The sequence below is a fragment of the Caenispirillum salinarum genome (assembly GCF_044803115.1).
GTDB classification, from domain to species: domain Bacteria; phylum Pseudomonadota; class Alphaproteobacteria; order Rhodospirillales; family Rhodospirillaceae; genus Caenispirillum; species Caenispirillum salinarum_A.
In genome coordinates this window covers 3,837,239-3,862,545 of record NZ_CP085224.1, presented here as the reverse complement: position 1 = coordinate 3,862,545, position 25,307 = coordinate 3,837,239, and the positions used below count along the sequence as shown (strand labels likewise).

General features: G+C 68.0%; 25 protein-coding genes and 1 tRNA gene. 9 read left to right on the top strand and 17 right to left on the bottom strand.

Features of this window, described 5'->3' with window-relative positions:
- Positions 1-62: 62 nt before the first annotated feature.
- Both LG334_RS17670 and LG334_RS17665 read right to left on the bottom strand, forming a co-directional pair.
- Positions 63-269, bottom strand: coding sequence for a hypothetical protein (locus LG334_RS17670; protein WP_404379959.1), 207 nt, complete (start codon positions 267-269; stop codon positions 63-65).
- Between the two features lie 183 nt (positions 270-452).
- Positions 453-1,508 carry a hypothetical protein gene (locus tag LG334_RS17665; RefSeq protein WP_404379958.1) on the bottom strand — a complete coding sequence of 352 codons (1,056 nt, stop codon included), beginning with the start codon at positions 1,506-1,508 and terminating at the stop codon, positions 453-455.
- A 162-nt stretch (positions 1,509-1,670) separates the two neighbouring features.
- Between LG334_RS17665 and LG334_RS17660 the strand changes: the two genes are divergently transcribed.
- A complete protein-coding gene (locus LG334_RS17660; RefSeq protein ID WP_404379957.1) occupies positions 1,671-2,327 on the top strand; it encodes a hypothetical protein in 657 nt (218 codons plus the stop codon).
- An 85-nt stretch (positions 2,328-2,412) separates the two neighbouring features.
- Positions 2,413-3,096, top strand: a complete 684-nt coding sequence (locus tag LG334_RS17655) for a glutathione S-transferase N-terminal domain-containing protein (RefSeq protein WP_404379956.1) — start codon at positions 2,413-2,415, stop codon at positions 3,094-3,096.
- Positions 3,097-3,147: 51 nt separating this feature from the next.
- Here the strand turns inward: LG334_RS17655 and LG334_RS17650 are convergent, their stop codons facing one another.
- Positions 3,148-4,806, bottom strand: a complete 1,659-nt coding sequence (locus LG334_RS17650; RefSeq protein WP_404379955.1) for a 3-(methylthio)propionyl-CoA ligase — start codon at positions 4,804-4,806, stop codon at positions 3,148-3,150.
- A 187-nt stretch (positions 4,807-4,993) separates the two neighbouring features.
- Between LG334_RS17650 and LG334_RS17645 the strand changes: the two genes are divergently transcribed.
- The gene (locus LG334_RS17645) at positions 4,994-8,002 is read left to right on the top strand and encodes a hypothetical protein (protein ID WP_404379954.1); all 3,009 of its coding nucleotides are present in this window, start codon (positions 4,994-4,996) and stop codon (positions 8,000-8,002) included.
- Between the two features lie 298 nt (positions 8,003-8,300).
- Positions 8,301-10,007: a methyl-accepting chemotaxis protein gene (locus LG334_RS17640; protein ID WP_404379953.1), complete on the top strand. Its 1,707-nt coding sequence runs from the start codon at positions 8,301-8,303 to the stop codon at positions 10,005-10,007.
- Positions 10,008-10,083: 76 nt separating this feature from the next.
- Here LG334_RS17640 and LG334_RS17635 read toward each other — a convergent pair whose 3' ends face one another.
- On the bottom strand, positions 10,084-10,551 hold the full coding sequence (locus LG334_RS17635) for a Dps family protein (protein ID WP_404379952.1): 468 nt from the start codon (positions 10,549-10,551) through the stop codon (positions 10,084-10,086).
- A gap of 147 nt (positions 10,552-10,698) precedes the next feature.
- Between LG334_RS17635 and LG334_RS17630 the strand changes: the two genes are divergently transcribed.
- The 4 genes from LG334_RS17630 (at position 10,699) to LG334_RS17615 (ending at position 12,991) form a co-directional block, all read left to right on the top strand.
- Positions 10,699-11,631 carry a hydrogen peroxide-inducible genes activator gene (locus tag LG334_RS17630; protein WP_404379951.1) on the top strand — a complete coding sequence of 311 codons (933 nt, stop codon included), beginning with the start codon at positions 10,699-10,701 and terminating at the stop codon, positions 11,629-11,631.
- A gap of 61 nt (positions 11,632-11,692) precedes the next feature.
- Positions 11,693-12,316 (top strand): glutathione S-transferase family protein, encoded by a 624-nt coding sequence (locus LG334_RS17625; protein ID WP_404379950.1) that lies wholly within the window; start codon positions 11,693-11,695, stop codon positions 12,314-12,316.
- Complete coding sequence (locus LG334_RS17620; protein ID WP_404379949.1) at positions 12,313-12,831, top strand: YbaK/EbsC family protein; 519 nt, start codon at positions 12,313-12,315, stop codon at positions 12,829-12,831. Before LG334_RS17625 ends, LG334_RS17620 begins: the two co-directional genes overlap by 4 nt.
- 68 nt (positions 12,832-12,899) lie before the next feature.
- Positions 12,900-12,991, top strand: a tRNA-Ser gene (locus tag LG334_RS17615).
- Positions 12,992-13,456: 465 nt separating this feature from the next.
- Here LG334_RS17615 and LG334_RS17610 read toward each other — a convergent pair.
- The 10 genes from LG334_RS17610 to LG334_RS17565 all read right to left on the bottom strand — a co-directional run bounded on the left by LG334_RS17610 (position 13,457) and on the right by LG334_RS17565 (position 19,839).
- Positions 13,457-13,690 carry a hypothetical protein gene (locus tag LG334_RS17610; protein ID WP_404379948.1) on the bottom strand — a complete coding sequence of 78 codons (234 nt, stop codon included), beginning with the start codon at positions 13,688-13,690 and terminating at the stop codon, positions 13,457-13,459.
- The gene (locus LG334_RS17605; protein ID WP_404379947.1) at positions 13,687-14,229 is read right to left on the bottom strand and encodes a hypothetical protein; all 543 of its coding nucleotides are present in this window, start codon (positions 14,227-14,229) and stop codon (positions 13,687-13,689) included. The genes LG334_RS17610 and LG334_RS17605 overlap by 4 nt, the downstream gene beginning before the upstream one ends.
- Positions 14,230-14,232: 3 nt before the next feature.
- Positions 14,233-14,679, bottom strand: coding sequence for a hypothetical protein (locus LG334_RS17600; protein ID WP_404379946.1), 447 nt, complete (start codon positions 14,677-14,679; stop codon positions 14,233-14,235).
- A gap of 180 nt (positions 14,680-14,859) precedes the next feature.
- A complete protein-coding gene (locus LG334_RS17595) occupies positions 14,860-16,362 on the bottom strand; it encodes a DUF3987 domain-containing protein (protein ID WP_404379945.1) in 1,503 nt (500 codons plus the stop codon).
- On the bottom strand, positions 16,359-16,907 hold the full coding sequence (locus tag LG334_RS17590; RefSeq protein WP_404379944.1) for a hypothetical protein: 549 nt from the start codon (positions 16,905-16,907) through the stop codon (positions 16,359-16,361). Before LG334_RS17590 ends, LG334_RS17595 begins: the two co-directional genes overlap by 4 nt.
- Complete coding sequence (locus LG334_RS17585; protein WP_404379943.1) at positions 16,904-17,338, bottom strand: hypothetical protein; 435 nt, start codon at positions 17,336-17,338, stop codon at positions 16,904-16,906. The genes LG334_RS17590 and LG334_RS17585 overlap by 4 nt, the downstream gene beginning before the upstream one ends.
- Positions 17,339-17,525: 187 nt before the next feature.
- On the bottom strand, positions 17,526-17,699 hold the full coding sequence (locus LG334_RS17580; RefSeq protein WP_404379942.1) for a helix-turn-helix transcriptional regulator: 174 nt from the start codon (positions 17,697-17,699) through the stop codon (positions 17,526-17,528).
- A 99-nt stretch (positions 17,700-17,798) separates the two neighbouring features.
- Positions 17,799-18,293, bottom strand: coding sequence for a hypothetical protein (locus tag LG334_RS17575; protein ID WP_404379941.1), 495 nt, complete (start codon positions 18,291-18,293; stop codon positions 17,799-17,801).
- 502 nt (positions 18,294-18,795) lie between these two features.
- Entirely contained in the window at positions 18,796-19,500 is a 705-nt protein-coding gene (locus LG334_RS17570) for a hypothetical protein (protein WP_404379940.1), read from the bottom strand.
- Positions 19,501-19,542: 42 nt separating this feature from the next.
- Positions 19,543-19,839: a hypothetical protein gene (locus tag LG334_RS17565; protein WP_404379939.1), complete on the bottom strand. Its 297-nt coding sequence runs from the start codon at positions 19,837-19,839 to the stop codon at positions 19,543-19,545.
- Positions 19,840-19,931: 92 nt separating this feature from the next.
- Between LG334_RS17565 and LG334_RS17560 the strand changes: the two genes are divergently transcribed.
- Entirely contained in the window at positions 19,932-20,234 is a 303-nt protein-coding gene (locus LG334_RS17560; RefSeq protein ID WP_404379938.1) for a transcriptional regulator, read from the top strand.
- Positions 20,235-20,432: 198 nt separating this feature from the next.
- Here LG334_RS17560 and LG334_RS17555 read toward each other — a convergent pair whose 3' ends face one another.
- From LG334_RS17555 to LG334_RS17545, 3 genes are all read right to left on the bottom strand, one after another.
- On the bottom strand, positions 20,433-20,876 hold the full coding sequence (locus LG334_RS17555) for a hypothetical protein (protein ID WP_404379937.1): 444 nt from the start codon (positions 20,874-20,876) through the stop codon (positions 20,433-20,435).
- A 421-nt stretch (positions 20,877-21,297) separates the two neighbouring features.
- Entirely contained in the window at positions 21,298-23,811 is a 2,514-nt protein-coding gene (locus LG334_RS17550) for a hypothetical protein (RefSeq protein ID WP_404379936.1), read from the bottom strand.
- A 112-nt stretch (positions 23,812-23,923) separates the two neighbouring features.
- On the bottom strand, positions 23,924-25,306 hold the full coding sequence (locus LG334_RS17545; RefSeq protein WP_404379935.1) for a hypothetical protein: 1,383 nt from the start codon (positions 25,304-25,306) through the stop codon (positions 23,924-23,926).
- Position 25,307: the final 1 nt, after the last annotated feature.

The following is a 25,307-nucleotide window of genomic DNA, read 5'->3' as shown; positions in this document are numbered from 1 at the left end:
CGACAACATTCGACATCCCTACGGAGGCGGGCGGGGCGGTGGATCGGTTTTCCCGTTTCCGGTCAGCTCCGGGCGCCGGCCCCGGCAAGGCTTGCGGGCTCGGACGGGGCGACAACGGTCACGCCGGGCAGTCCCATGGCCTCGGCACGTTCATGGGCGCGGGCCTCGGCATCGCCGCGCCGCTGGAAGCGGCCCAGGTCGCGGCCTCCGACGACGGCATACCAGAAGCCGTCGTTGCGGCTGATTACATAGCAGGCACTGTTCTTCATGGCCGCTTTCCTCCCTGCGATTGTCAATGCCGTGTCCGCCTTTCCGTCATAGGCCCGCCGCGCGTTGCCACGCAAACGGGCAGAGGCATGCATGGCCGGGCCGGAGCGGTATTCGGACGCCTTTCGGCTCGGCGATGGATACGAAAGTCTCAAACGGCCCTTCGAGGTCCCTGAAAAAATCAATCAGTCGGGTTTGCCGCGCCGATGGCGCGCCGGCGGATGCAGATCGCGCGAGACGGCTTTCCAGTTCCAGCCTTCCTCCAGCACGATGGAGCAGAGCAGCCGCCGGTGCGGCCTTTCACTGTCCAGGGCGGCCTCGGTGACGGCGCGAGCGGGCTGAGGCAGGCCGAATTCCGCGATCACGCCGAAGTCGGGTGGCGGCGGCTCGTGGCCTTCGCGCAACGGGTCGGTGCCCGGCAGGACGTCCAGCAGCATCCGCATGCTGTCGCGAAAGCTGTCCAACTCGCCGTCCGTCGGCCGCGCCCGAGGCGGCACGGCGACGCGCAGCACCAGCACCGCCTCGTCCAGGGCGGCAAGGCGCACCGTCAGCGACAGATCCGGGTCCAGGGGATGGAAGTTGGACAGGATGGGATAGACGCGGTGCTGCTGCGCCTGCTCCACCAGCGACTGCGCCAGGTTGTGCAGATGGGTGCCAAGGGCATTGAAATCCTCGCCGTTCCAGGCGCGTCGCAGGATGCCGTCCGGCGTGCGGCCGATGGTGGTGATGCGGGCCGCCAGCGCCCGGCGTTGGGCGGCGGCGGAGATCACCGGCACGATGTAGGTGATGATGAGCGTCACCATCGTCAGCCCGGTGCCCGACACCAGCACGCTGAGAAGCTGCCACGTCAGCCCCTGCGGCCGATAGTCGCCGAGGCCTAGGGTGAACAGGCTGTAGCCGACGTAGTAGGCGACGCCGCCCACGCCCACCGGCGCGCCGGTCCTGGCGACCACCACCGACCACGGGTCGGCCAGGTAGACCAGCGTCCACCCCAGCCACATCAGCACGATCCACGTCATGGCAATGCTCAGCAGCGTCAGCATGCCGATGTAGGGCAGGATGCGCGCCCGTTCAGAGCCGCGGTCGACAAGGCGTGCAAGCGTCCAGATCGCCGGCGGCAGGCGCCGGGTGACGGGGCCGGCGCCGCTGACGGTGAGGACGGTGACGAACAGGTCGAAATAGGTCAGCGCCAGCACCAGGGTTCCGAGGATCGGCGCGGCGATGTGGAACCAGGACGGCACGGGCGGGCCTCGGCGCGGGTGGAGCAGGCGGAACAGAACGTGCCGCGAAAAACGGGTGTCTTGCCCCATCCGTTGCCGTCACACATCACCTGTTGAAAATGAGAACGATTTGCAATACCGTCTTGGCGGGATGATGATGGATTGATTGACGGGAGACAATCGATGACGGGAACTGTTCACGACATCCGCACCGGCCGCGAGACGGGTCCGGAGGCGTTCGTCGGCGGAACCATGATGCGCAGCCCGGCAAGTGTCGCCACGCCGGTCAGCGCCTGCCGGGCACGGGAGGCCGCCTGTCTGGCGCTGCTCGGCCTGGCGGCGGGGCCGGGCGGGGCGACGGTGGCGGAGGCGACGGCGGTGCTCGCCCATGTGGCCGCGGGCGAGTGGCGTGCGCCCGAGGGGCTGCTGGAGCGTTCCGCCGAGGCTCTGGTCGAGGCCGATCTCGTGGAGGCCGCGCCGGAGGGCCGCCTGTTCGTCACCCGCGCCGGCCGCGACGCCCTGGACTGTCTGCTGACGGCACCCGAGCCGGCGCCCGTCGACCCCGTGACGCGGGTTGTGCTGTCGTTGCGCCTGTGCCTGCTCGACCGCCTGCCGCCCGAGGACCGCGCCGCCCGCGCCGATGCTCTGGCGGCGGCCTACGGAACGGTGCTCGACCGCCGGCGGGCGGAGGCGGAACGCTTCTGCGGCGGCCTGCCGCTGCTGGGGCTTTGGTCGCGCGAACGGGCCCGGCGGCTGGAGGCGGAGCGCGACCTGTGCGCCCGGGTGCGCGACCTGTTCACCCTGTCCGGACCGCTGGAAGGGGCGGCGGCGTCCGGCTGACGCGCCGCCGCAATGGCCCTGGACGCTCCCTGTCCGATCCCCCACATGGGGCGGACCATATGGTCCGGAATTCAAGGAGCGACCCATGATCGAGCTGTACTACTGGCCGACGCCCAACGGCTGGAAGATCTCCATCCTGCTGGAGGAGTTGGGGCTGCCCTACACGGTGCATCCGGTGAACATCACCAAGGGAGAGCAGTTCGCGCCTGAATTCCTGAAGATCAGCCCCAACAACCGCATGCCCGCCATCGTCGACACCCAGCCCAAGGACGGCGGCGCGCCCGTCAGCGTGTTCGAGTCGGGCGCGATCATGCAGTACCTGGCCGAGCGCGAGGGCCGGTTCCTGCCGACCGACGTCCGCCGGCGCGTGGCGGTCAACGAATGGCTGTTCTGGCAGATCGGCGGGCTGGGCCCCATGGCGGGGCAGGCGCACCACTTCCGCAACTACGCGCCGGAAACGGTGCAGTACGGCATCGACCGCTACACCAACGAGGTGGCCCGTCTTTACGGCGTCATGAACCGGCGGCTGGAGGGGCGGGAATACCTGGCCGACGAGTACTCCATCGCCGACATGGCGGCCTGGCCGTGGGTGCTGCCGCACAAGAACCAGGGCCAGGACCTGAACGACTTCCCCAACCTGAAGGCCTGGTTCGAGCGCGTCGGCGCCCGCCCCGCCGTGCAGAAGGGCAAGGCGCTGGGCGAGGAACTGCGCGAGCAGAACCCCATCACCAGCGAGGAAAGCCGCAAGATTCTCTTCGGCCAGAAGTAGGGCAGGGCGGCGGCGGGCCGGGCGGACATTCGCCCGGCCCGCCGCAGAACATCATTCGACCGATGCGCCGCGTTCCATCAGGTAATCGGCGTATTCGTCGCGCAGCTTGGTCTTGAGCAGCTTGCCGGTGGCGGTGTGCGGCAACTCGTCGACCACCAGCACGGCGTCCGGCGCGCACCACTTCGCCACCTTGCCCCCGAAGAAGGCGAGCAGGGCGTCGGGGTCGACCTCGCGACCGTCCTTCGGCACGACGATCAGCAGCGGCCGCTCGTCCCACTTGGGGTGGCGGGCGGCGATCACGGCGGCCTCGGCCACGTCCGGGTGGGCGACCGCGATGTTCTCCAGTTCGATGGAGCTGATCCACTCGCCGCCGGACTTGATGACGTCCTTGGTGCGGTCGGTAATCCGCATGAAGCCGTCCGGGTCGATGGTCGCCACGTCGCCGGTGCGGAACCAGCCCTCGGCGTCGTGGGTCTCGCCGGCCTCGTCCTCGCGCTTGTAGTAGGCGCGGCAGACCCAGGGGCCGCGCACCATCAGGTCGCCGAAGGCCTTGCCGTCCCAGGGCAGTTCCTCGCCGTTTTCGCCGACGATCTTCATGTCGACGCCATAGATGACGCGGCCCTGGCTGGCGCGCACCTGCATCAGGTCCTCGCCTTCCAGACGGGTCTGGCTGGCCTTGAGGCTGTTGTAGGTGCCCAGCGGGCTCATCTCCGTCATGCCCCAGGCGTGGTCGACGCGCACGCCGTATTCGTCGTCGAAGGCCTCCATCAGCATGCGCGGGCAGGCCGAGCCGCCGATGACCAGCCGCTTGCAGGCATCGATGCGCTTGCCCGAGGACCGCAGGTGGTTGAGCAGCCCCAGCCACACCGTCGGCACGCCCAGCGCCGCCGTCACGCCGGCTTCCTGCATGAAGGCCTGGAGGCTCTCGCCGTCCATGTGCGGGCCGGGCATGGCGAGCGTCGCGCCCGCCGCCGGGGCCGCGTAGGGGGTGCCCCAGGCGTTGACGTGGAACATGGGCACGACGGGCATCACCGTGTCCACCGACCGCAGGCCCAGCACGTCGGGGGCGTTCACGCCCATCGCATGGATGACCGTGGAGCGGTGGCTGTAGAGCACGCCCTTGGGGTTGCCCGTGGTGCCGGACGTGTAGCACAGCGACGACGCCGTGTTCTCGTCGAACTCGGGCCAGGAGAAATCCTCGTCGGCGGCGTCCAGAAGCTCCTCGTAGCACAGAAGCTCCATGCCCTCGGGCAGCTTGGCGTCGGGCATGTGGGCGCGGTCGGTCATCACCACGACCGCCTTGACGGTGCCGGCGAACTCGGGCGCCAGCTTTTCGACCAGCGGCACGAAGGTCAGGTCCACGAACAGGTGCGTGTCCTCGGCGTGCTGGACGATGTAGGTGATCTGGTTGGCGAACAGGCGCGGGTTGATGGTGTGGCACACCGCGCCCGTGCCCGAGACGGCGTAATACAGCTCCAGATGGCGGTAGGTGTTCCAGGCCAGCGTGCCGATGCGCTCTCCATGGCCGACGCCGCGCGCCGTCAGCGCCTTTGCCAGGCGCCGGGCGCGGCGTTCGCAGTCGGCATAGGTGTAGCGATGCAGGCCGCCCTCGACCGTATTGGTCACCACGCCGGCTTCGGCATGGTGGCGCGCCGCGTGGGTCAGCAGCGACGAGATCATCAGCGGACGACTCTGCATGAGTCCGTGCATGGATGGCTCTCCCTTAGAAAAACACGTTCGCGCCGGCCCTTAGCGGCCGGTTGAGGGCATTAATTGAGCGCGCCCGTGGGCTTTTCGTCAACCTCGGCAAGAAGGCCGGCCGGCGCTGGTGGACTTTAGAAAGGCGAATCCTGTACCGTATTCCCGTTATGGGGGATTTACCAAAGGGGGATACGTCATGATCGCGCATAAACTGCGCGCCGGAGTTGCCGGCGCGCTGACGCTTGCCGCTTTGCTGGCATCGTCGGGGGAGGCCGCGCGCGCTGCCGCCGACACCGTCGGCCGGTGCGAGGCCAGGCAGACGGTGAAGCTGGTGCCCACCGACCCGGCGCTCTGCGCGTCGCTGCTGCCGAAGGTGCAGGACCCGTCGGGCCTGCCGCTGGAAGAATACGAGGACACGCTGAACAGCTTCTTCCGCGCCTTCTGCCACCGCGATACCGCCAACGGCTGGGTGCGCGACAAATGGGTGCGCGACACCGGCCCCTACATCAGCCGGCATGACGACGGCACCTGGACGGGCCAGGACTACGGGACGCACAGTCCCGTGGTCATCTGGTACTCGCCGGACATGGCCGAGTGGGCGCGCAAGAACCGCACCCCGGCCGAGGAAGACCGTTCCACCGACAAGACGCCCGTCCCCGACGGCGCGATCATGGTCAAGGAGATGTACCCCGCCCCGGCGTCGCGCTGCGCCGACGTCGACCCGGATTACCTGCTGCCGTCGAGCGGCGCCGCCATCATGGTGCGCGACGCAGATGCCTCGCAGGACGGCTGGTTCTGGGGCTGGTTCGGCTGGAGCGGATGGGACAACGACTACCCGGCCAGCAACGACAGCAACCGTTCCCCCTACATGGGCTTCGGCCAGTACTGCGTGAACTGCCATGCATCCGCGCGTGACAACATGACGTTCACGTCGACCAGGAACATGCAGGGCGAAAAGGGCCGGCCGCTGGTCTTCCTCACCCAGGACGACGCGCCCAGGACTTCGGCCATGGCCCACCACGCGCAGGTCGTCCTGCCGGGCGACGACGCGCCCCGCCTGGGCCAGCCGCATGTCGCCTACACGGCGGCCTTCAACGCCGCCTTCCCCAACGGCATGGGCGGCGGCAAGCCCACCTGGGACACGCTGGCCGGCATCGAGATGCCGTCGGAGACCTACGACAACGTCTGGATGCCCGCCGGCACGCCGACGGCCCATGGCGAGTTCATCACGTCCGACCAGTGCGCCGGCTGCCACGACGCGGGCAGCACGGGCCTTCAGTTCGACATGACCAGGATCGACCCGGCCACCGACAAGCTGTGGAACCATTCCCCCTACGCCACCTGGCGCACCAGCCCCATGGGCCTGGCGGGGCGTGACCCGATCTTCTTCAGCCAGCTCGCCAGCGAGTCGCAGACGTTCCACCCCGACGCCGCCGGCGTGGTGGAGAACACCTGCCTCGGCTGCCACGGCTTCATGGGCCAGCGGCAGTACGGCATCGACCAGAGCGTGTCCAACGACGACGGCGACTGCGGCACCTTCCGCCGCGACATGGCCAACGCCATTCCGCTCGGCACGACGCCCGGCACGCCCGAGGCGCTGGCCGCCAACTACGGCGGGCTGGCGCGCGACGGCATCTCGTGCATGGCCTGCCACCGCATGGTGCTGGGCGAGGAGGCCGAGGCCGCCGTCAAGGACCAGCCGCAGAACAACTGCGTGGAAGCCCGCCAGGAGTTCCTGAACCCCAACGAAAGCGGCTTCGCCAAGACCTTCACGGGGTCCTACATGGTCAGTGCGCCGGACGAGGTTTACGGCCCCTTCAAGGACCCGAAGACCGCGCCCATGGAAGCGGCACTGGGCATCACGCCCAAGTACTCCCACACCCTGGGCGAGTCCGAGACCTGCGGCACCTGCCACACCGTTCACCTGCCGGTCCTGCACGAGGGCAAGCCGGTCGGTTACATCTACGAACAGCTGACCTACCCCGAGTGGGCATTCAGCGCCTACCGCACCGGCACCGGCGTCGACGGCCCGCTGCCCCACGGCGCCGGCGAGCGGCAGGAAAGCTGCCAGGACTGCCACATGCCGAGCACCGAGCCCGACGGCACGCCCACCGTCAGCAAGATCGCCAGCATCCAGGAATACACCAATTTCCCGCAGGCGGAGTTCACCAAGACCCCCGACGAGATCGATCTGCCGGAGCGCGAGGGCTTCGCGCGGCACACGCTGGTGGGGCTGAACATCTTCCTGGTGAAGATGGCGCAGCAGTTCCCCGACGTGCTGGGCATCCGCACCCAGGACCCCATGCTGACCAGCAAGGGCGTCGACCCGCTGCTGTTTACCGAACAGCAGATGCTCGACCAGGCCGCCAACGACGTGGCCGAGGTGACGGTGGGCGCCGCGGAGATCGACGGCAACACGCTGACGGCCTCTGTCTCGGTGCTCAACAAGGTGGGCCACAAGTTCCCGTCGGGGGTCGGCTTCCGCCGCGCCTTCCTGACCTTCGAGGTGCTGGACCCGCTGGGCGACGTCATCTGGGCCTCGGGCCGCACCGATGCCACGGGCCGCCTGCTGGACGCCGACGGCTCCGTGCTGCCCGGCGAAATGTGGTGGGATGACAGCTGCACGGCCCGCATCGAGCCGGGAAAGCGCATCCACCAGCCGCATTACCAGACCATCACCGCCCAGAACCAGGTGCAGGTCTACCAGGAGCTGGTGAGCACCCCGCCCACCGACGGCTCCACCGACTTCAAGTGCGGCGAGGGTGCTGCGCCCGAAGGCCAGTTGACGACGTCGTTCCTGTCCATCTGCGCCGAAGTGAAGGACAACCGCCTGATGCCCCACGGCACCCTGCCGCTGAAGGATCGCATCGAGATCGCCAAGGCCCTGGGGGCACAGGAAGACATGGCCCACGACACCGGCGCGACGGCGGTCGGCGATGACCCGGACTACGTCTCGGGCGGCGGCGACAGTCTCGTCTACAGGGTGGACCTGAGCGAGGTTAAGGGCACGCCGGACACGGTGCGCGCCCGCCTGTACTACCAGGCGACGCCGCCCTTCTACCTGCAGGACCGCTTCTGCACCGCCAAGGGCGCGGACCGCGACCGCCTGTACTTCCTGTCCGGCCACCTGAACCTGGACGGCACGGAAGCGGAGGGCTGGAAGCTCGCCATCGCCGACAGCGGGGCGACGCCCATCGCCAAGTGACGGGCGGCCATCGCCCCGGACATGATCGCGTGAGCGGGCGTGTCGAAATAAACCGCCCAGATCAAGGTGTATGATCTGGGCGGTTTTGCTGTGGCGCCCAGAGAACGGGTGTCACCTTCGTGGTGGCGGTGAGGCCGTGGACGTCATGCTTGGCGGACGCTTCCCGGTGCAGTCCTTGACGCTGGTCACTTCCGGCCGTTCATTCTCGGAATGTCTGTATCGCAGAAACGACGTGATCCGCCCTGCGCCGCATGGCGTAGGCTTTCAGTTATTCTACTTCTTTCGATCGGATCCCGTCATGAAGTTCACCGACATCCCCATGGCGGCCAAGCTGATCGCGCTCGTCGTCATCCTCTCCGGCGTCACCGCCGCCGTCAGCGTCACGGGCATTTCCGCAGTGTCGGATGTGTCCGAGGCCTCCAACGAGATCGCGCTGGCGGGCAACGAGTCCACGGCGGGCGCGCGTCTGGCGCGCGAGGTCATCAAGCTGAACCGGGGCGAGTTCCGCATCGCCCTGGACCCCTCGCCGGAAAATATCCAGGTGGTCAAGCAGCAGATGGACGAGGTGGAAGCCTCCCTTTCCTCCGACCTGGAGAAGATTAAGGAAACCGCCGGTCCGGAGCAGACGCGCCTGATCGCGGACATCGAGCGCGCCTATGAAACCTATGCCTCCGAGATGGCGGTCACCGTTCAGCTGGCCCAGGAAATCGGCGGCGCGGTCACCATGAGCGGCGCGCAGGCGAGGCTCCGCGAGGAGGCCCGCAAGAGCCGTCTGGAGGCGGAGAAGCTTGAGCAGGCGGTCCGCGCCTACACCGACTACACGACCAGCAAGGGCGAGGAGATCGCCACCCGTGCCACGGGTACGAGCGAAACCGCGGCCCTGACGATGATGAGCGTCGCCGGCATCGGCGTGGCCGGCGGACTTGCGCTTGGCTGGAGCCTCGCCACCTTCGGCGTTTCCAAACCCATCAAGCGCGCGGTCGAGGGCCTCAAGAAGCTGTCACAGGGCGAGACTGAGCTGGACATCTATGGCGTCGGGCGCAAGGACGAAATCGGCCAGATCGCCGACACCATGGAACAGTTCCGCCGCAACATCATCCGCGAGCGCGAACTGGAGGAGGAAGCCAAGGCCCGCGAGGAACGGGCGGAGGCCGAGCAGAAGGCCGCCCTGAACCGCATGGCCGACTCCTTCGAGCGCAGCGTCAAGGGCGTGGTGACCAACGTGGGCAGCGCGGCCGTGCAGATGAAGGCGTCGGCGCAGTCCATGTCCTCGGTCGCCGAGGAAGCCAGCCGCCAGGCGACCGCCGTGGCCGCCGCCTCGGAACAGGCTTCGGCGAACGTTCAGACGGTTGCCTCCGCCTCCGAGGAACTCGCGGCGTCCATCGACGAGATCGGCCGCCAGGTGGCCGAGGCGGCTACCGTATCGGCCCGCGCGACGGAGGAAGCCCACCACAACAAGGAACTGGTCCAGGGCCTGGCGCGGTCCGCCGAAAAGATCGGCGAGGTGGTCACGATGATCACAGATATCGCCTCGCAGACCAACCTGCTCGCGTTGAACGCCACCATCGAGGCGGCGCGTGCAGGCGACGCGGGCAAGGGCTTCGCCGTGGTCGCAAACGAGGTCAAGAGCCTCGCCAACCAGACGGCGCGCGCGACGGAAGACATCAGCAGGCAGATCGGCGAAGTGCAGCACGCCACCAAGGACGCCGTGCACGCGATCGACGCCATCACGCAGACGATCAGCCGGGTGAACGAGATTTCGTCCGCCATCGCCTCCGCCGTGGAAGAACAGAACGCCGCCACCCGCGAGATCGCCCGCAACGTCGAGGAAGCGGCCCAGGGCACCCAGGAGGTTTCCTCCAACATCACCGGCGTGACGCAGGCGGCCGGAGATGCGGGCTCCACGGCGCATGACGTGCTGGACGCCGCAAGCTCGTTGAGCGAGCAGTCGACCGTCCTCAGCGCGGAAGTCGAGAAGTTCATCGCGCAGGTCCGGGCGGCCTGAGGACGCCTTCTCCGACACAGAGACGACGGACGCCCGGAGCAGCCGCTGCTCCGGGCGTCTTCGTGTCAGCGGCGTCTCAGCCCAGCATGGCGCGCAGCATCCACGCGGTTTTCTCGTGGATCTGCATGCGCTGGGTCAGCAGGTCGGCGGTCGGCTCGTCGTTGGCCTCGTCGGCGGCCGGAAAGACCTCGCGCGCGGTGCGGACCACTGCTTCCTGGTCCTTGGCCAGCGCCTTGATCATGTCGGTGGCCGAGGGCACGCCGTCCTCTTCCTGGATGCGCGTCAGCGCGGCGAACTGCTTGTAGCTGCCCGGCGCCGGGAACCCCAGCGCCCGGATGCGCTCGGCGATCTCGTCGACCGCCGTCGACAGCTCGGTGTACTGCTGCTCGAACATGGTGTGCAGCGTGTTGAACTGCGGACCCGTGACGTTCCAGTGGAAGTTGTGGGTCTTGAGGTACAGTGTGTAGGTGTCGGCCAGCAGGCGCGACAGGCCGTCGGCGATGGCCTGGCGCTGGTCCTTGGAGATGCCGATGTCGATATCCATGATGAAAATCCCCTCTCTCAAAAAAACAGTCGAACTGAACGGCGCCCCGGCGCCGCGCTACCGATATGAGCATCCTAGGCGCTGGCGTGCTATCGCGCCAATTGATATGCAGGGCGTTATTGATCGATTTATCCGCAAAAGGATTGCATGAAGACGCTGCCGACTCTGCGCCAGCTCCGCTACCTTGTGGCGGTGGCTGACAACCTGCACTTCGGGCGGGCGGCGGAAAGCTGCGCCGTCACCCAGTCCACCCTGTCCGCCGGCATCCAGGAGCTTGAGGCGCTGTTGCGCGTGCAACTGCTGGAGCGCCGCACCAAGCGCCAGGTGGTGGTCACGCCGCTGGGGGAGGAGATCGTCGCCCGCGCCCGCCGCCTGCTGGCCGACGCCGAGGCCCTGGTGGACAGCGCCGCCGCCGCCGCCGACCCCTTGAGCGGCCCGTTGCGCCTGGGCGTCATCCCCACCATCGGCCCCTATGTGCTGCCCCAGGCCCTGCCGGCGGTGCGCGAGGCCTATCCCGACCTCAAGCTGTTCCTGCGCGAGGACCAGACGGCGCGGCTTCTGGACCTGCTGGCCGAGGGGCGGCTGGACGTGGCGCTGCTGGCGCTGCCCTACGACGTGGGCGAGATGCGCACCCTGGCACTGTGGGACGAGGACGTGGTTGTCGCCGCCCCGGCCGGCCACGCCTTCGAGGCGCTCGACCGTGTGCCCGAGGACGCGCTGGCGGCCGAGGAAGTGCTGATGCTGGAGGACGGTCACTGCCTGCGCGAGCACAGCCTGCAGGCCTGCGCGCTCACCCGCCGCCCGGCCGGCAACGAAAGCTTCCAGGCCACCAGCCTCAACACCCTGGTGCAGATGGTCGCCAACGGCCTTGGGGTGACGCTGCTGCCACGTTCCGCCGTGCCGGTGGAGGCCGGGGCGGCGCGCGGCGTGATCGTGCGCGACCTGACCGTCTCGCGCCCTGCCCGGACGGTGGCGCTGGTCTGGCGACCGGCGGCCGCGCGCCAGCGCGACGTGGCGCTGCTCGGCCGGCTGTTGCAGGATCATGCGCCGGAGGGGGCGGTGCTGCACCAGCGGCGTTGACCACGGGCGGGTCCTTGGGCACGCTCGACGGCTACTTTGTTCATTGCCGGGGCAGCGCACCATGATCGATCTTTACACCTGGAAGACGCCCAACGGCCGCAAGGTCTCCGTCCTGCTGGAGGAACTGGACCTGCGTTACACCGTGCATCCGGTGGACATATCCACCGGTGCGCAGCACGAGGCGGCCTTCCGCGCGATCAGTCCGAACGGCAAGATTCCCGCCATCGTCGACACCGAAGGTCCCGACGGCCGGCCGCACAGCGTGTTCGAGTCGGGGGCCATCCTGATCTACCTGGCCGAGAAAGCCGGCAGCGCCCTGTGGCCGGCCGACCCGGTCGAGCGGTCCACCACGCTGCAATGGCTGATGTTCCAGATGGGCGGCGTCGGCCCCATGTTCGGCCAGGCGTTCCACTTCCGCCACGCTGCGCCGGAACCCGTGCCCTACGCCCAGGACCGCTACGACACCGAGGCGCGGCGGCTGTTGTCGGTGATGGACACGCGGCTGGCCGACACCGATTATCTGGCGGGCGGGGACTACACCATCGCCGACATCGCCACCTATCCCTGGATCGCCCCGCACGAACGGCTCGGCCTGGACCTGGACGAGTGGCCCAACGTGGCGCGCTGGTTCGACGAGATCAGCGAACGCCCGGCGGTCAAGCGCGGCATGCAGGTGCCCGTATGAGCCCCGCAGGCACGGCCGGCGGCGCGTCCGGCTCGGGCATCGACACCCCGGCGGTGCGCCGGGTGCGGGCGGCGCTGGCGGACCTGGGCGCCCCGCACGAGGTGGTGGCGTTGTCCGCCTCGGCCCGCACGGCGGCGGAGGCGGCGGAGTCCCTGGGCGTTCCGCTGGGCGCCATCGTGAAGTCGCTGGTGTTCCTGGCGGGCGGCGAGCCGGTCATGGCCCTGGTCGCCGGCGACCGCCGCTGCGTGCCCGAGTCCCTGCCCGAGGTGCTGGGGATGGCCGGCCCCGTGGAAAAGGCCGACGCCGAGGCCGTGCGCGCGGCGACGGGGTTCACCATCGGCGCTGTCGCTCCGGTGGCCCATGCTACGGTGCTGCCCATCGCCATCGACGCGAGCCTGGGGCGGTTCGATGCCGTCTATGCGGCGGCGGGGCACCCGCACTGCGTCTTTCGCACCTCGCTGGACGAATTGCGACGCATGACGCCGGGCGTGGTCAGCGAGGCGATCTCAGCCTGAGGGTGAAGTGCTGAAGTCGTTGGTTGACAATGCATGAGGCGGTTCATTATAAGGGCGGCCTCACACGCGGACAGGTGGGTGAGTGGCTTAAACCAGCGGTTTGCTAAACCGTCGTGCGGGGAAACCCGCACCGGGGGTTCGAATCCCCCCCTGTCCGCCACTTCCTTCCCTTACGGCTTTGATTTCCTTTGATTTTTTATCAAAGCCCGGAAGGCATCCCCCAAACCATTCCACAAAGCGAACGCGGCTTGCACGGGAACGTGCTGGAATTTTGGACGGTGGCGCCGATGAAAACCGGCGTGAATTTTTCGCGGACAGCATCGGCGCGGCCTCGTCCGCGAATCCGCTTTTCGGGCGTCCGAAAACCCGGCTTGATTTCCGATGATTAATTTCAAGCCGCCGCGCGGGGGCAGCGGACGCGCGCCTTTTGACCGTGTCGGAAAATTCCGCCCTTTTTATGGTGTCCGCTTTGTCCGGTTTGACGCGCCGCCGTCTATCCCGGTCTAAGATAGACGCCACCACCGGCACCGCGGCTAGAGCTACCCGCGCGCGTACTGGTCCTGAAACTCCGGGCACGCGCGTACTGTGTACGAAATTCAGTGCAGACATGATGCCGGCGGCAGGCTCATCGCGTCCCGGCCAGGTATGACGACAGCACGCGGCGCATGGTTCGGGTGGGCAGGGCCTCCACCGCCAGCCGTGCAGGCTCCAGCGCGGCGGGGTTCGTCTCGGCGTCCCGCAGCAACGCCACCGCCTCGACGGTCCCACCGGCCAGCAGGCGGACAACGACGCGAAGGGCGCGCAGCCGGGCCACGCGCTCCCCCGGTGTCAGCCCCTCGGCCCACGGTCCCCACGTCATGCGGCGGCCCTCTTGCGCTTCCGGTCGCTGGCGGTGGCGAATCGGCGCAACTCGGCTTGATCGTCCGCGGACAGCCTGCCCACGCTCGCCCGGTACAGCAGGCCCTTTGCATATTCGCCCCGCGCGCCCCGGCGGTGGCCGGAGTGGTAGCGGTCGGCAAGGGCGGGCCAATCCATCCCCTCCCGGAAGGCTTCAAGCTCCACCTCCACCGCGCGCACCCGATCAGCGGCAGCGGCGCGGCCGGCGGCCAGTCCGTCCCGATAGGCCCGGCGGCGCCCGTCCCGATCCTCCACCGCCTCGGCAAGCTCCCGCTCAAGCGCGGCGATTCGGTCCCGGTACAGGATCAACTCGGCCTCCAGCATGTCCGCCGGCAGGGTGTCGGGAAAGGCGACCCCCTCCACTGCCTCCCCCAGCGACAGGCCGGCGGCGCGGGCCATCGCGGCGGCCTTGCGGATTGCGGCCAGGGCCTCCCCGTCAACGTCGCTCTCGGCCAGCGCCAGCACCTTCAGGAAGCGGGCGCGGTCCAGCGTGTTACCCATCCGTCAGCCCTCCCCCAACTGCCACAGCAGGGCGCCGGTAGGGCCACGGCGGCGGAACACCCGCAACGTCTTCCCCGTGCGCGTCCGCAGCGTGGCGGCGTCGGCCGTGACAGCCACCACCGGGCGGCCCTCCATCAGCGGCACAAGCCCGGCCAGGTCATGCCGCCGCTCGGGGGCCTTGGCGTCGATGCCGAACACGTCATGCACCGTCCAGCCCAGGGCGCCAGCTTTGGCGGCCCATGCATCCATGAAGCGGCCCGCGTCGGTCAGGACTTGCCACCAGCGGGCGCGGTGGATGCCCGGCGGTGGCGGCATCGTCTGGAGCGTGGCGAATCCCTCGGCCCATTCGCGCGGCGCCTGCCCGTCGAATTGAGCCAGGGCAGCCCGTTCCTCCCATTCGCCGGGACCGGCCAGGGGTGCGGCCTCGGGTTCGCCATCGCCCTTTGCCAATAGTGCCGTTTGGGCCGATAGCCCACCCAACTCAGATGCTTCCGCGTCCCTCACACCCGTGCCAATAGTGCCGATAGCGCCAATAGGGGCGCCGTCGCCACCATTCGGCACTACTGGCGCTTTTGGCACGGGCTCAGAAGACAGAAATTCCGCAAGCCAATCTCGCGCCTGCTCCATCGTTCAAACCTCCAACAGCTTCGGGTTGACGAGGTAGTCGGCGCGCTGGCGGCCGGGGGTGCCTCCGTCTCGCGCGGGGTCCGGCAGCAGCGCCCCGGCCTCTATCAGCACTTCGGCGGCGGCGCTCATGGCGGCAGCGTCGCGCAGACCCGGCAGGCGCCATTGCCGGCGGGCGGTGCGCAAGTTCACCCGGTCGGCGCCTTCCTTCCTGATCCGCCGTGCGAGGGTGGCAGCGTTGCGCTCGGGTAGCGGCAAGGCAGCATCGCCATAGACGCGGGCGGCCATCGGGCGAAAGTAGACCTCCCACAGCGCCACCGCACCCAACAGCGCCCGGCCCGAGACTTCGGCCGGCGGTTCCGCATCCGCGCCGGCAGCCCACCAAAGATGCTCCAGCACCAGGGCGAGACGCAGCACCAGACCCGGCGCCTTCCCCATCGCGCTCGCCAGCAGCCCGCCGGTTTCGCGGGTGGCGCGGGCGGTGTCGGTGCGGAAGATGTTGAGAGCGTCCACCCCCGCTCGTTGCACCGGGAGCGTGACTGGCGTGTGGTCGGCGTCCGCCCACTGGAGGCGCCGCAGCCGGTCGAAGGCCCGGCGGGGCAAGTCGAAGTCGGTGGGCCGCGACGGCTCGGAAGGCTCAACGGGCCTCGGCCACACCCACAGGAAGCGGGATGCAAGCCCGTCGTCGGCGCCCTTGAGCATCGCCGCCAGCTTCTCCGGCTGCGTGGTGCCGAACACGGACACGGCCAGGGCGGGAATCATCAGCGGCGCCGCGCCGTTCTTCACGCGGTCGATGCGGTAGGACCGTGCGCCGAACGCCTCGATCCACATAGAGCGGGAGGAACCCGGCCCGTACCGCTCGAAGGACTCCAGCCACCCGGCCAACTCATCGCGCGTCGCCATCACTCCGCGCGGATTGGCGTGCAGGACGGCGGCCAGGGCCTCGGGCGTGGTGTCCGCGACAACAAGGCGCGGCGGGACCGGCTCAGGCTCCACGGTCGCGTCGTCGGGCAGCGGCGGGGCCGGCATCCCTTTCTTCACGGCCTCCTTCACGTCGCCTTTCCACTTGTCCTCCACCGCCTTCGCCCGCTCGGCATCAGCCTTCCATTGCGCCAGCACGTCGGGAAAGCTCTCGGCCATGTCGCGCTCGGCGTGGCGCAGCGGCCCCAACACGGGATCGGCGCCGGGCGACTTGCCCGACGACGGATCGCCCACGGACCCGCACCACAGCACGGCCGGCTCGGCCCAACTCGGCCAGGGCGAGACGCGGCGCGTTGTGCCAATCAGCGACGCGGCGGCGGCCAGCAGCGGGGCAACAGCGTAATCAGGCGGGGCGCTTGCCCCCTCGGCGGCAGACGTGAGCCAGTCCGCCCAGGGGCCGAACACCTCCAGTGGAAGCGGCGGCGGATCGGCGCGGCCTTGGTGAAGCACGGACACATCAAGGTCCGGCCAGGGGTCGCGCACGTCGGCGGCGCGAGCGGCGTTCAGGGGGATAGCGTCGAAGGTCACGCGGCGGCCCTCCGCATTACGGAAATCTCAGTGCGGTCGGTCGGGCGGTTCAAGGCGCGGTCAAGCCGCTCCCCTAGCGCCAGGTCGGCGGCCACCAGCGGCACGCGGCCCAGGTGCAGGGGCAAATGCGCGGTCCAGTCCAGCACCACCACACCGCCACCGCCGGCCCGCATCCAGTCCAGGGGAGACGCATGGACGGCCAGCGGCTCCCCATGCCATTCGGCCAGATCGCGGGCGGTGGGGTTCAGGATCGCGGCGCCACCCTTCAGCAGCCACCAGCGCGCCGGATCGGCCGTGCGGAAGGCGATCAAGTCCGCCATCAGGTCGGCAGGCTCCCCAGGGCGGGAAAGCGGCGCGTCGGGCAGGACGCAAACCGCCGTCCCGTGTTCATGCGGCTCCCAATGGGGGCCGGCGAAGACGGCGCGGGCCACGCCGAAGCGGGCGGGGCCTCCATACAGCCACTCGGACGGCACACCGGCCGCGATCAGGGCTTGGTGATGGCGCGCGGTGGCGGCCCCGGCGAAGGATGTGAACAGGTCCATCATGCGGCCGTCCCTCCCCCGTTGTCGCCACCGCCGGCCGGGTGCTGGAATTGGCAGGCGGCCATTGCCCATTCCGACCGGGCTTGCGCGCTCGGCAGATGGGACGCGGCGGCCTTCATGGCGTTGGTTGCCTCGGCCATGAACTGCCCGAACCGCTCGGGCGGCAGGGGCAGGCTTTGTGCCAGATCGCGGGCAGTGAAGAACGGCACCGCCACCGCGAAGCCCTCGGCGGTGGGGATGCGCCGCGCCAGGCCCGGCCAGTCCCGTTGCAGTTTGTGCAGGACGTGCAGCGCATCCCCCTCGGCCAGCCCCAGGGCCATCAGCAGGGCCGGCAGGTCGGGCCAGGGAAGATCAGGGGCCGGGAAGTGGGGCGAGCGGAAGAACCGGACGGGGGAGCCGTCAACGCGGCCGGTGTGGATCACGGGCGCCATCATGTCGCACCCCCGACGCCAGCAAGGGCGATCAGGGCATCAGCGGCCACGGGAACGCGGCTGGCGGTGGCGGCGAGATTGCGGGCAGCGGCGCCGGGCGGTAGGATGGACCCGATCCCCCCGATCAGGTGACAGCACCCGGCCCTCGCGCTTCCCACAGGCGCGGGGGCCTTGTTGTTGCGGACGACCATTACGCGGCCTCCCGCTCGGCCAGCCACGCGTTGATACGGTCTTCCGGCCAGCCTACCGCGCGCTCGGACAGCCGCACGGCCTTCGGGAATTTACCTTCGGCCATCAGGCGGTAGATGGAGGAACGCTTGAGGCCGGTGCGGGCCTCGACTTCGGGACGGCGTAACATCGTCATGGCGCCCTTGCTCCTTCTTTGGATCGCAAGGGAATAGTGGCGAAGCCCAGCGTGGGGACGGAACTACTAATAGCTACATACCCACCCTAAAGTGGGGACTTATTCGCCGTCAGTTTGCGCCCCATTGCCCTTATGCGCCATCAAAGCGGCGGCCAAGATTTTCCGGCGCTCCGCCTTCGCTTCGCGGTACTTCCGCCGAATCATCTCAAAATCTTGGTTGGCGTATTTCCCTCTGCCCGCCAAGTGCCTTGCCTTCGCTCGCTCGGACAAGTCTTCCCGCAACCCCTCCATGTCATCCAACAAGCTCATTAGCGCCTGGAAGGTCCACACGTCGCGTTTGCGTCCGACTTGATGGCCTTCGGTTTGCAGGTGGAAGCCCCTGTAGTGTTTCCGTGCCATGAGAAAAGAAAGAATGAAAAATTTTTCTGGATCGTCTTTCTCGATCCCGAAATATTCAAAGAGAGCATCAAACCTCTTTTGGAATTCGACGTAAATTTGGGCCTCATCGAAGGCGGCCGGTCCGGCGCCGGAAGGTGCCAAGTCGTCATAGGATATCGGTTTTTTGAGAATTTCCGGCAGATCATCGTCAGCCATACTCGCGCCTCCCTGCATAGGCGTCCCTGCATGATGTGCGGCGGGAAGGCCGGTGCAGGTGTCCGGCCTTATCGGGAGCTACCCTATCCCGCCGCGTCCATGCTACCGCTTCCGATCAGCCGGCGGAAGTGCCGGCTTCCCGCTCCAGATCGGCCAGCGCCGACCGGATCAGCGGCAGGAAGTTGTCGGCCCCCCTCATCCGCCGCCAGGGCCGCACGCAGCTTGCAGGCGATGCCGGCGGGGGTGGTTGCCTCAGTACCGGCCAGGGCAGCGGCTTCCGCGTCAATCTTCGTCACGGCCGCGTCCCGCTCATCGTCGGTCCATCCGCCCCCGTCCCGGTTGATGTGCGCGGGCATCGCCTCCACCCGCGCCCTAATGGCGGCGGCGGGGTCATGGGCCGGCGGTCGCGCCCTCGCCCCTGCTTATGTGCCGCCTCATTCCGTCAGTCGTCGCGCCCGGTCTGTGGCTTTCCGGTAGAGCGCGCCGATCCGCCGGCAGCGGCTTACGTCTTGCGGTAGGCGTAGCAGTGAGCCGGCGCGATGGCCTTCATCCCGGTGACGCTCTCCAGGTCGCGGATCAGGGAGGCGAGGACGGCCCAGGCCGGGTCATCTTCGTGAAGGCGCGCGCCAGTCTTCGTCAGGCCGGTGTCGACCTTCGCCAACTGGCCGGCCGGAGTGGTCGCGGGGAGGGCGGCAATCCTCTCCTCCAGGTCAAAGGCTTCGTCGTCCGCTTCGTCGCGCAGGTCTTCGTACTCGCGCAGCCCCGTTCGCTCCGCCCAGGCGTCGTAGCGCGCGTGCATTTCCTTCAGGACATCACGGGGGTGGGGCGTCTCGTGGGCCACCTGCTCCAGCATCTTGCGCAGGCCTCGGCCGGCAATGACGCGGTACTTGTCGTCGCCGAATTCCATCTCATGGGCGCGGGCCGCAGTCTGCTCCAGGTATTCGTCCAGGTGCTCCGGAAGGTAGAAGTTATTCCCCATAACGTGCACCTTCGGCAGCGATTCCACGTCCTCCGGCTTCTCGTCGGCGATGCGGCGGCACTCCATCTCGGCGGCGAAGCGGATTTCCTGATGCTCGCGCCAGCGGCTGTAGAGGGCCAGCAGTTCGGCGTCGCCAGCGGGCGCGGCGGCAGCGGCGGAAGGAATTGCCGTCACGGCAACAGCAGCGGCGGTGCCGGTGATGGCTTGGCGACGTGAGAATACGGTCATAGCAACTTCCCTCGGTTTTCGGTGGTGATGGTCCGTGGCGCCTCACCACGGGGTGACGGCGCGGCGGCAGTCGAAGCGCGCCGGGTTGGCGTGGCGCCAGTAGCCGGCAGCGGGCTTGGTCTTGAGCGGCGGCGGCTGGCGGGCCTTGCGGCCGGCGGCGATAAGCCCGTCAAAGGCCTGCATCGCCCAATGGCCGCGCACCTCTTTCCAGGCGATCCGCAGGGCCTCGGACAGATAGGAGCAGACAGAACCACCGAAGACGGCCGCACCCCTGCGGGCGATAGCCCAGGCCTCGCGCATGACAAGGCGGCGGGTGGCGTTGGTCGTGGTGGCTTGCATGTCTGCATCCCCTGTCGTAAAGTATGCACATATGGTGCATACCCCATAGGTGGAAGTCAACACTTAAAGTGCATACTTCGAAGGATGCGGCGATGCAGATCACAGCAGCACAATCACGCGCGGCCCGCGCGCTACTCGGGTGGACGCAGGCGGACCTTGCCGGGAAAGCAGCAGTCAACAAGCGCACGGTGATGGACTTCGAAAGCGGGAGCCGCGACCCGCATTCGGGGACCAAAGCCCTGTTGCTCGGAGCGTTTGAGGCGGCTGGGGTGGTCTTCCTGCCCTCGGGCGACTACAGCGGCACCGGCGGGCCAGGCGTGCGGCTGAAGGCCGAACCGCCGGAGCCGGTAGAAGTGGCGTCGTCGCCGTGCCTCGGAGACTTCGGGGAGACGTAGGAGCGGGCCGGCATGAGAATTACCAATCGGGTCCGCTTGGAAGCGTGGGACCGGCGGAAAGCGGCGGTTCACGAGGCCGGGCATGTCCTCGATGCCATGACCAAAGGACAGGGCGCGGGTGGGTGATGCCCGAAGAAAAGCCCGACCTCTTTCCCCTGGAGGTGGGGCCTTTCCGGTGGCAAGCTTGATACAAAAAAATCAGTGCTTAAGCATTCGCTCCAGTGTAATGAGGACTCCGGTATTTGCGTTATCTCTGTATACGAAAGAATTTTCTATATCCGCAATCGTTACTATCGAACTATACTTTTCTTTACCTTCGAATTTTTGCACAGAGACATTTATGTTTCCGTGGCAAAATCCTTCTTTATGCCTAGATGCATCTACTTTTATCACAAGATTCCAAGCATCCGCCCTGTGTTCCTCGGGCGGACCAACGACGAGGCCCCTCGAGGATAACATGTCAGTGGCATACGACTTTGCCTCGCCTATATTTGTCCAGCACCCTCCAGATGCCCCGTCATCAGGCAAGACGAATATCTTATCTATGATATCCGGCCTTACCTGATCCTCGCCCCATGCATTCGCTGCGGAGGGAAGCGCCACCAAGCCGACCAAAATTCCTGCTGCGCACTTCTTCCACATGGTCCCCTCCCAATGCTGTTTGCGGTCCTGATCGAAGGGATAAGCCCTCATCAAAACCTTCGCCACTCGCAGCTAACTTTTCAACCCTGCTGAACGGATCGGCCGTCCATGAGTTAGATCCGGCCCGCAAGCCCCCTGTACCTTGCAGGCGCCGTGGGAACCTCAAAAGAAAGCCGCCCTCGACGGGGCGGCGAAATAGTGGGAAAGCGTTCTAGCGACCATCTGCATTGGGGGCCCCGCCGCCCCTGGGGAGAAGCGGCGGGGCGTGACCGGCTGTGTCTTTGGGGATATGGGAGGCCGGTCACGAGGAAGCTATGTAGGGCATTCTACGGACGCCAGTTCACGCGGCCTTGATTTTCATCAAGGGTGGTAACGCGGCCCTCGATGGTCCCGCTGCTCACGGAGTGGGTTATTGCGCACGTCACCGCCTGAGGGCTTCCGCCAGGGCCTCCGGTTCGGACTTCGGCGCGGGCAACAGGGGTTGCGTGGGCATGGCCTGCTGTTCCTCCCGGCGCCCCGGCATGGCGTTCACCGCAGGCCCGGCAAGCCAGGCATTCAGCTTCCGCGCCACCGCTTCTGCCGTGGCGGGGGTGGAGGCATCCGCCAGCAGCGCCCGCAACAGGTCGGGGTCGTTCACGATGGCGTCCCGCACCAACTGCGCGGCCTTGTCGTTGGTCAGGCGCTCCAGCAGGCGGCGGACGTTCTGCGATGCGAAGTTGGCTGTCAGCAGGGAGGCGCCCGACGTGCCTTGACCGGCCTGCGCGCCCCACCGAGCGCCGAGGGTGCGGCCCAGCATGTCAATCACGCGGTTCGGAGCATCGTCCATGACGGGACCGGCATTGCCGCGCGCCTCGCGGGCCACCTCCACCTTGCGCAGTTCCCCGGCCACGCGCTCCAGCCGCTTGAGCTGGTCAGGCGTCAGCAGTTCGCGGGCCACCGTTCCGGTGCGCCCATCGGCCAACAGGCGCGACAGGGCATCCCCCGACAGGGCGCCGCCACGCGTGGCGCCGGTCAGAAGAAAATCCGCCATAGCAGACTGAGCACCCCGAAGCGCAACTCCCGATCGGTCCATCTGCGCACGGGCGCGGATCGTCTGCGCCGCTGCCGCCGGGTTCCTCGCCTTGGCAAGAGCCGCAATCTCCTGGTCAGGGGCCGCGTTCAGGAAACGCGTCACCGGGTCATCAACCCGGGCAGTCTGCCCCCTGGTGGCCTGCCCTGCAATGTCTGCCACGGCCTGCGCCGACCGCGCCGACAGCATGGAGCGGCGGAGTTCGGGGAATTGCCGCAACGTCTCATCGTTGGCCGTCGCGAAGCGCCGGGCCGCGTTCAAATCCAGGCGGCCGTTGCGCACGGCGGTATCCGCGAATTGCGCCTTTAGGTAATCCTCCATCGCACCACGGGCCGCAGGGGCACGGGCGGACGGTAGATCGCCCTCGAATGCGCCCATCATGTCGCGGGCCTGCGCCGCGCCCGTCTCGCCACCCCGGCCCATGGTGGCATGTAGCGTCAACTCCGGCGCCACCCGGTCGCCGCCCTCGCGGGCATATCCGAGAACGCGCCCGGCCGGACCTTGGCGGAAGGTGCGGTTGACCAGGGCGGAGAACCGGCGGGCCTCATCGAAGGCAGCCGAACCGGCACCGGGGGCCGCTAGGTCATCCAACAGGGCATCCGCCAGGTCATCGGCAAGACGGGCCTGGTTCATCTCACCGGCCGCGCGGGCCTTGCGGGCATCGTCCAGCAGCCGGGACCGCAGGCCCCGGACTTCCTTCACCGTCTCGGCATCCCCGAAGGCGTCGTTGCCGCCACGCTCAAGGAATCGGCGGGCGGCCTCGGGCATGTCGTCGCGCTGCGCCCTCGGCAGGTCCGCGACAAGAACCTCATAGCGCGTGCGGGCCGCTTCGGTGGGCACGGTCACGTCATCGGGCACCATCTGCCACAAACGGCGCTCTTGCGCCCGTGCGTCCTTCAGGGCGGCCGTCAGTTCCTCGCGGAAGATGGCGGACGACTCCGACCGGGCGCGCTGCGGCGACAGGTCTGCAAGGCGCTGTTGCGCACGGGCCTCCGCCTGCTGCATCCGGTTCCGTAGGGCCTGCGTCGCGGCCTCCCGCTCGCGGGCCAGAAATTGCCGGGTGGCCTCGATGCTCCCGCCGTCGCCCTCGATGTCGGCGCGCATTTCGGCTTCCGCCTGGCGGAGACGGTCGCGGCCCTCACGGCGCAAGGGCGGGTTTTCGTCCATGACGGACTGCCGCAGGCCGATAAGCCCCTCATCCCCGGTGCGGGTGGCGGGATCAAGGCCGTAGTCGTTCGGCGCGTCCAGAGCGCGGTTGATTTCCTCGGGCGACTGTTCGGCCACCTCCCGAATGCGGCGGCTTGCCCGGACCTTCGCCCCGCTTTCGGTGAACGGCACGACGGCCGCCTTGCCCATGCGGATTGCGGTGCCCGTCACCGGGGCGCGGGTCACGGCAGACACGGCAGCACCCGGCGCCATGGCACCGGCCAAGCCCCCGACCAATTCGGCGCCCGTGCGGATCGTCGGATCATCGCTGTTCATCTCACCGACGTAGCGGCCCGCGCCAGCGCCGGCACCGGCGGTCATCTCCGTGCCCAGGGTCGCCACGGGGCGGCGGGCGGCCGTGTTCATCATGTCGCGCGACAGCGTTCCGGCCATGCCCTTCAAGCCAGAAGCCGCGCGGGCCGTGGCGCCGACCGGCAGCAGCGCGCCAGCGGCTTCACCAGTGCCCGCCGCGACGTATTCGCCCATCGTCTCGGGCGCACGGTCGGGCGTCTCGATGCCCAGGTATCCCATGCCCGCGCGGATGCTCTCGGACCCGCCGAAGGGCTGTTCGCTGCCGAGGCCCACCGTGTTCAACCCGGCATTCACCAAGTCAGCCGGGGCGCCCAGCGTGTTCGCAATGCCCCGGTTCACGAAACCCATGACGCCGCCTTCCTGGCGTCGCTGCAATTCTGCCTCAAAGGGGTTCCCGGCGGGGGACGATGCACCGCCCGCGTTGCGGCGCTGCAATTCCTGCTCAAAGGGATTTGCCATGTTATCGGCCCTCCAACTGGCGGAACCGCTCGGCGGCGGCCGCAAGGTCTTCGTCGCTCATCTGCGACGGGTCCAGGCCCTGCAACTGCTCAAGGCTCATGGCGGAGATATCGCCCCTGGCGGGGTCGCCGCGTTCACCATCGGCGGGCGCCCCGAGGATGTCTAGGAAGTTACGAATGTCCTTCGCGGCCGTGGCGGCGTTCTGGCGCGTCTCCACCGGCAAGGACTGGTCACGGGCTGCCGCTTCCTCGTTGGCGAGGCGACGGCCCAGGTAATCCCCCACGGCCGTCATGCGACCGCGCAGGCTCCGGGGATCGGTGAAGATGCCCGGCTCAATGTTCACTTCGCGGGAAATGCGCTCGATTTCACCCACCGGGAAGCGCGGGTTGATGGACAGGGCGCGCACCAGATCATTTTTCGCGGTGCGGAACGTCTGGCGGTTCTCGATCAGCCCGTCCGGCGCCACGTCAATTCCAACCTGGCCCGTCACGCCCTGAAGGTTTTCCTGAATGGCCGGGAACATGCCGGTGACTTCATCGGCCATGTCCCACAGGGACGGGTCGGCGCCATTGCCCGCATAAGGCATGTCACCGCCTGGCAGCGTTTCTGTGTTCGGGTTCGTGGTCGCCACGGTATCGGTCTTGGGCATCCCGCCTTGCGCCGTCTGCTGCGGAGCGTCCCGAAGCTGCGACTTCTCGCCCGTCGCCATGTTGACCAGGAAGGCGCCGCCGTTCACGGGGTCGGTCTGGAGCTTGAGCACCCCATCCGCGATGCCCACCGCCGTCTGTCGCGGCACCCCATAGGCTTCTTCGATGCGTGAAATGCGTTCCTCGCGGGCGCTCGCGCCGCCCGCATCGCTGTACGGAGTCATGCCCGCTGCCCGCGAACGGGGCACCAGCATGGGGCGACCGTCTTCGCCAAGAACCTTTTCCAGCGGCTCCGGCGCGCGCGGCGTCGGCGGTCCCTGAAAGCCTTCAATCTTGCCGGTCAGGGTGTTGCGCTGCCCCACACCGCCACGGCCGAAGGGATTGTTGACAGTCTCGAATGTCGGCGTCGGTTCGCGGTTGGCTTGCTGAAGTTTGCCCTGCAGGGCAAGGCCCAGAAGGCGCGGGTCGTTGGACTGCGACAGGCTGCCGAGGGGGTCCTTGCTCTTGAGGGCTTCCGCGAGGGACGTCCGGTAGGCCGTACCCTTGTCGGCATATTCCTTGTCCAGCCGGTCCATCTTGCGGTTGCCCACCCACGTGTTCGCCATTCGGGCGGCGCCCTGAAGCCAGTGCTGTACGGGTTCGGTGGACGTGCCCCGGCTCACCAGGGCTTGTGCAAGCTGCTGTCGCGGGTCGCGCATCTGCTGCGCGGTCAGGTGGGAGGGAAGATAGGCGGCCATG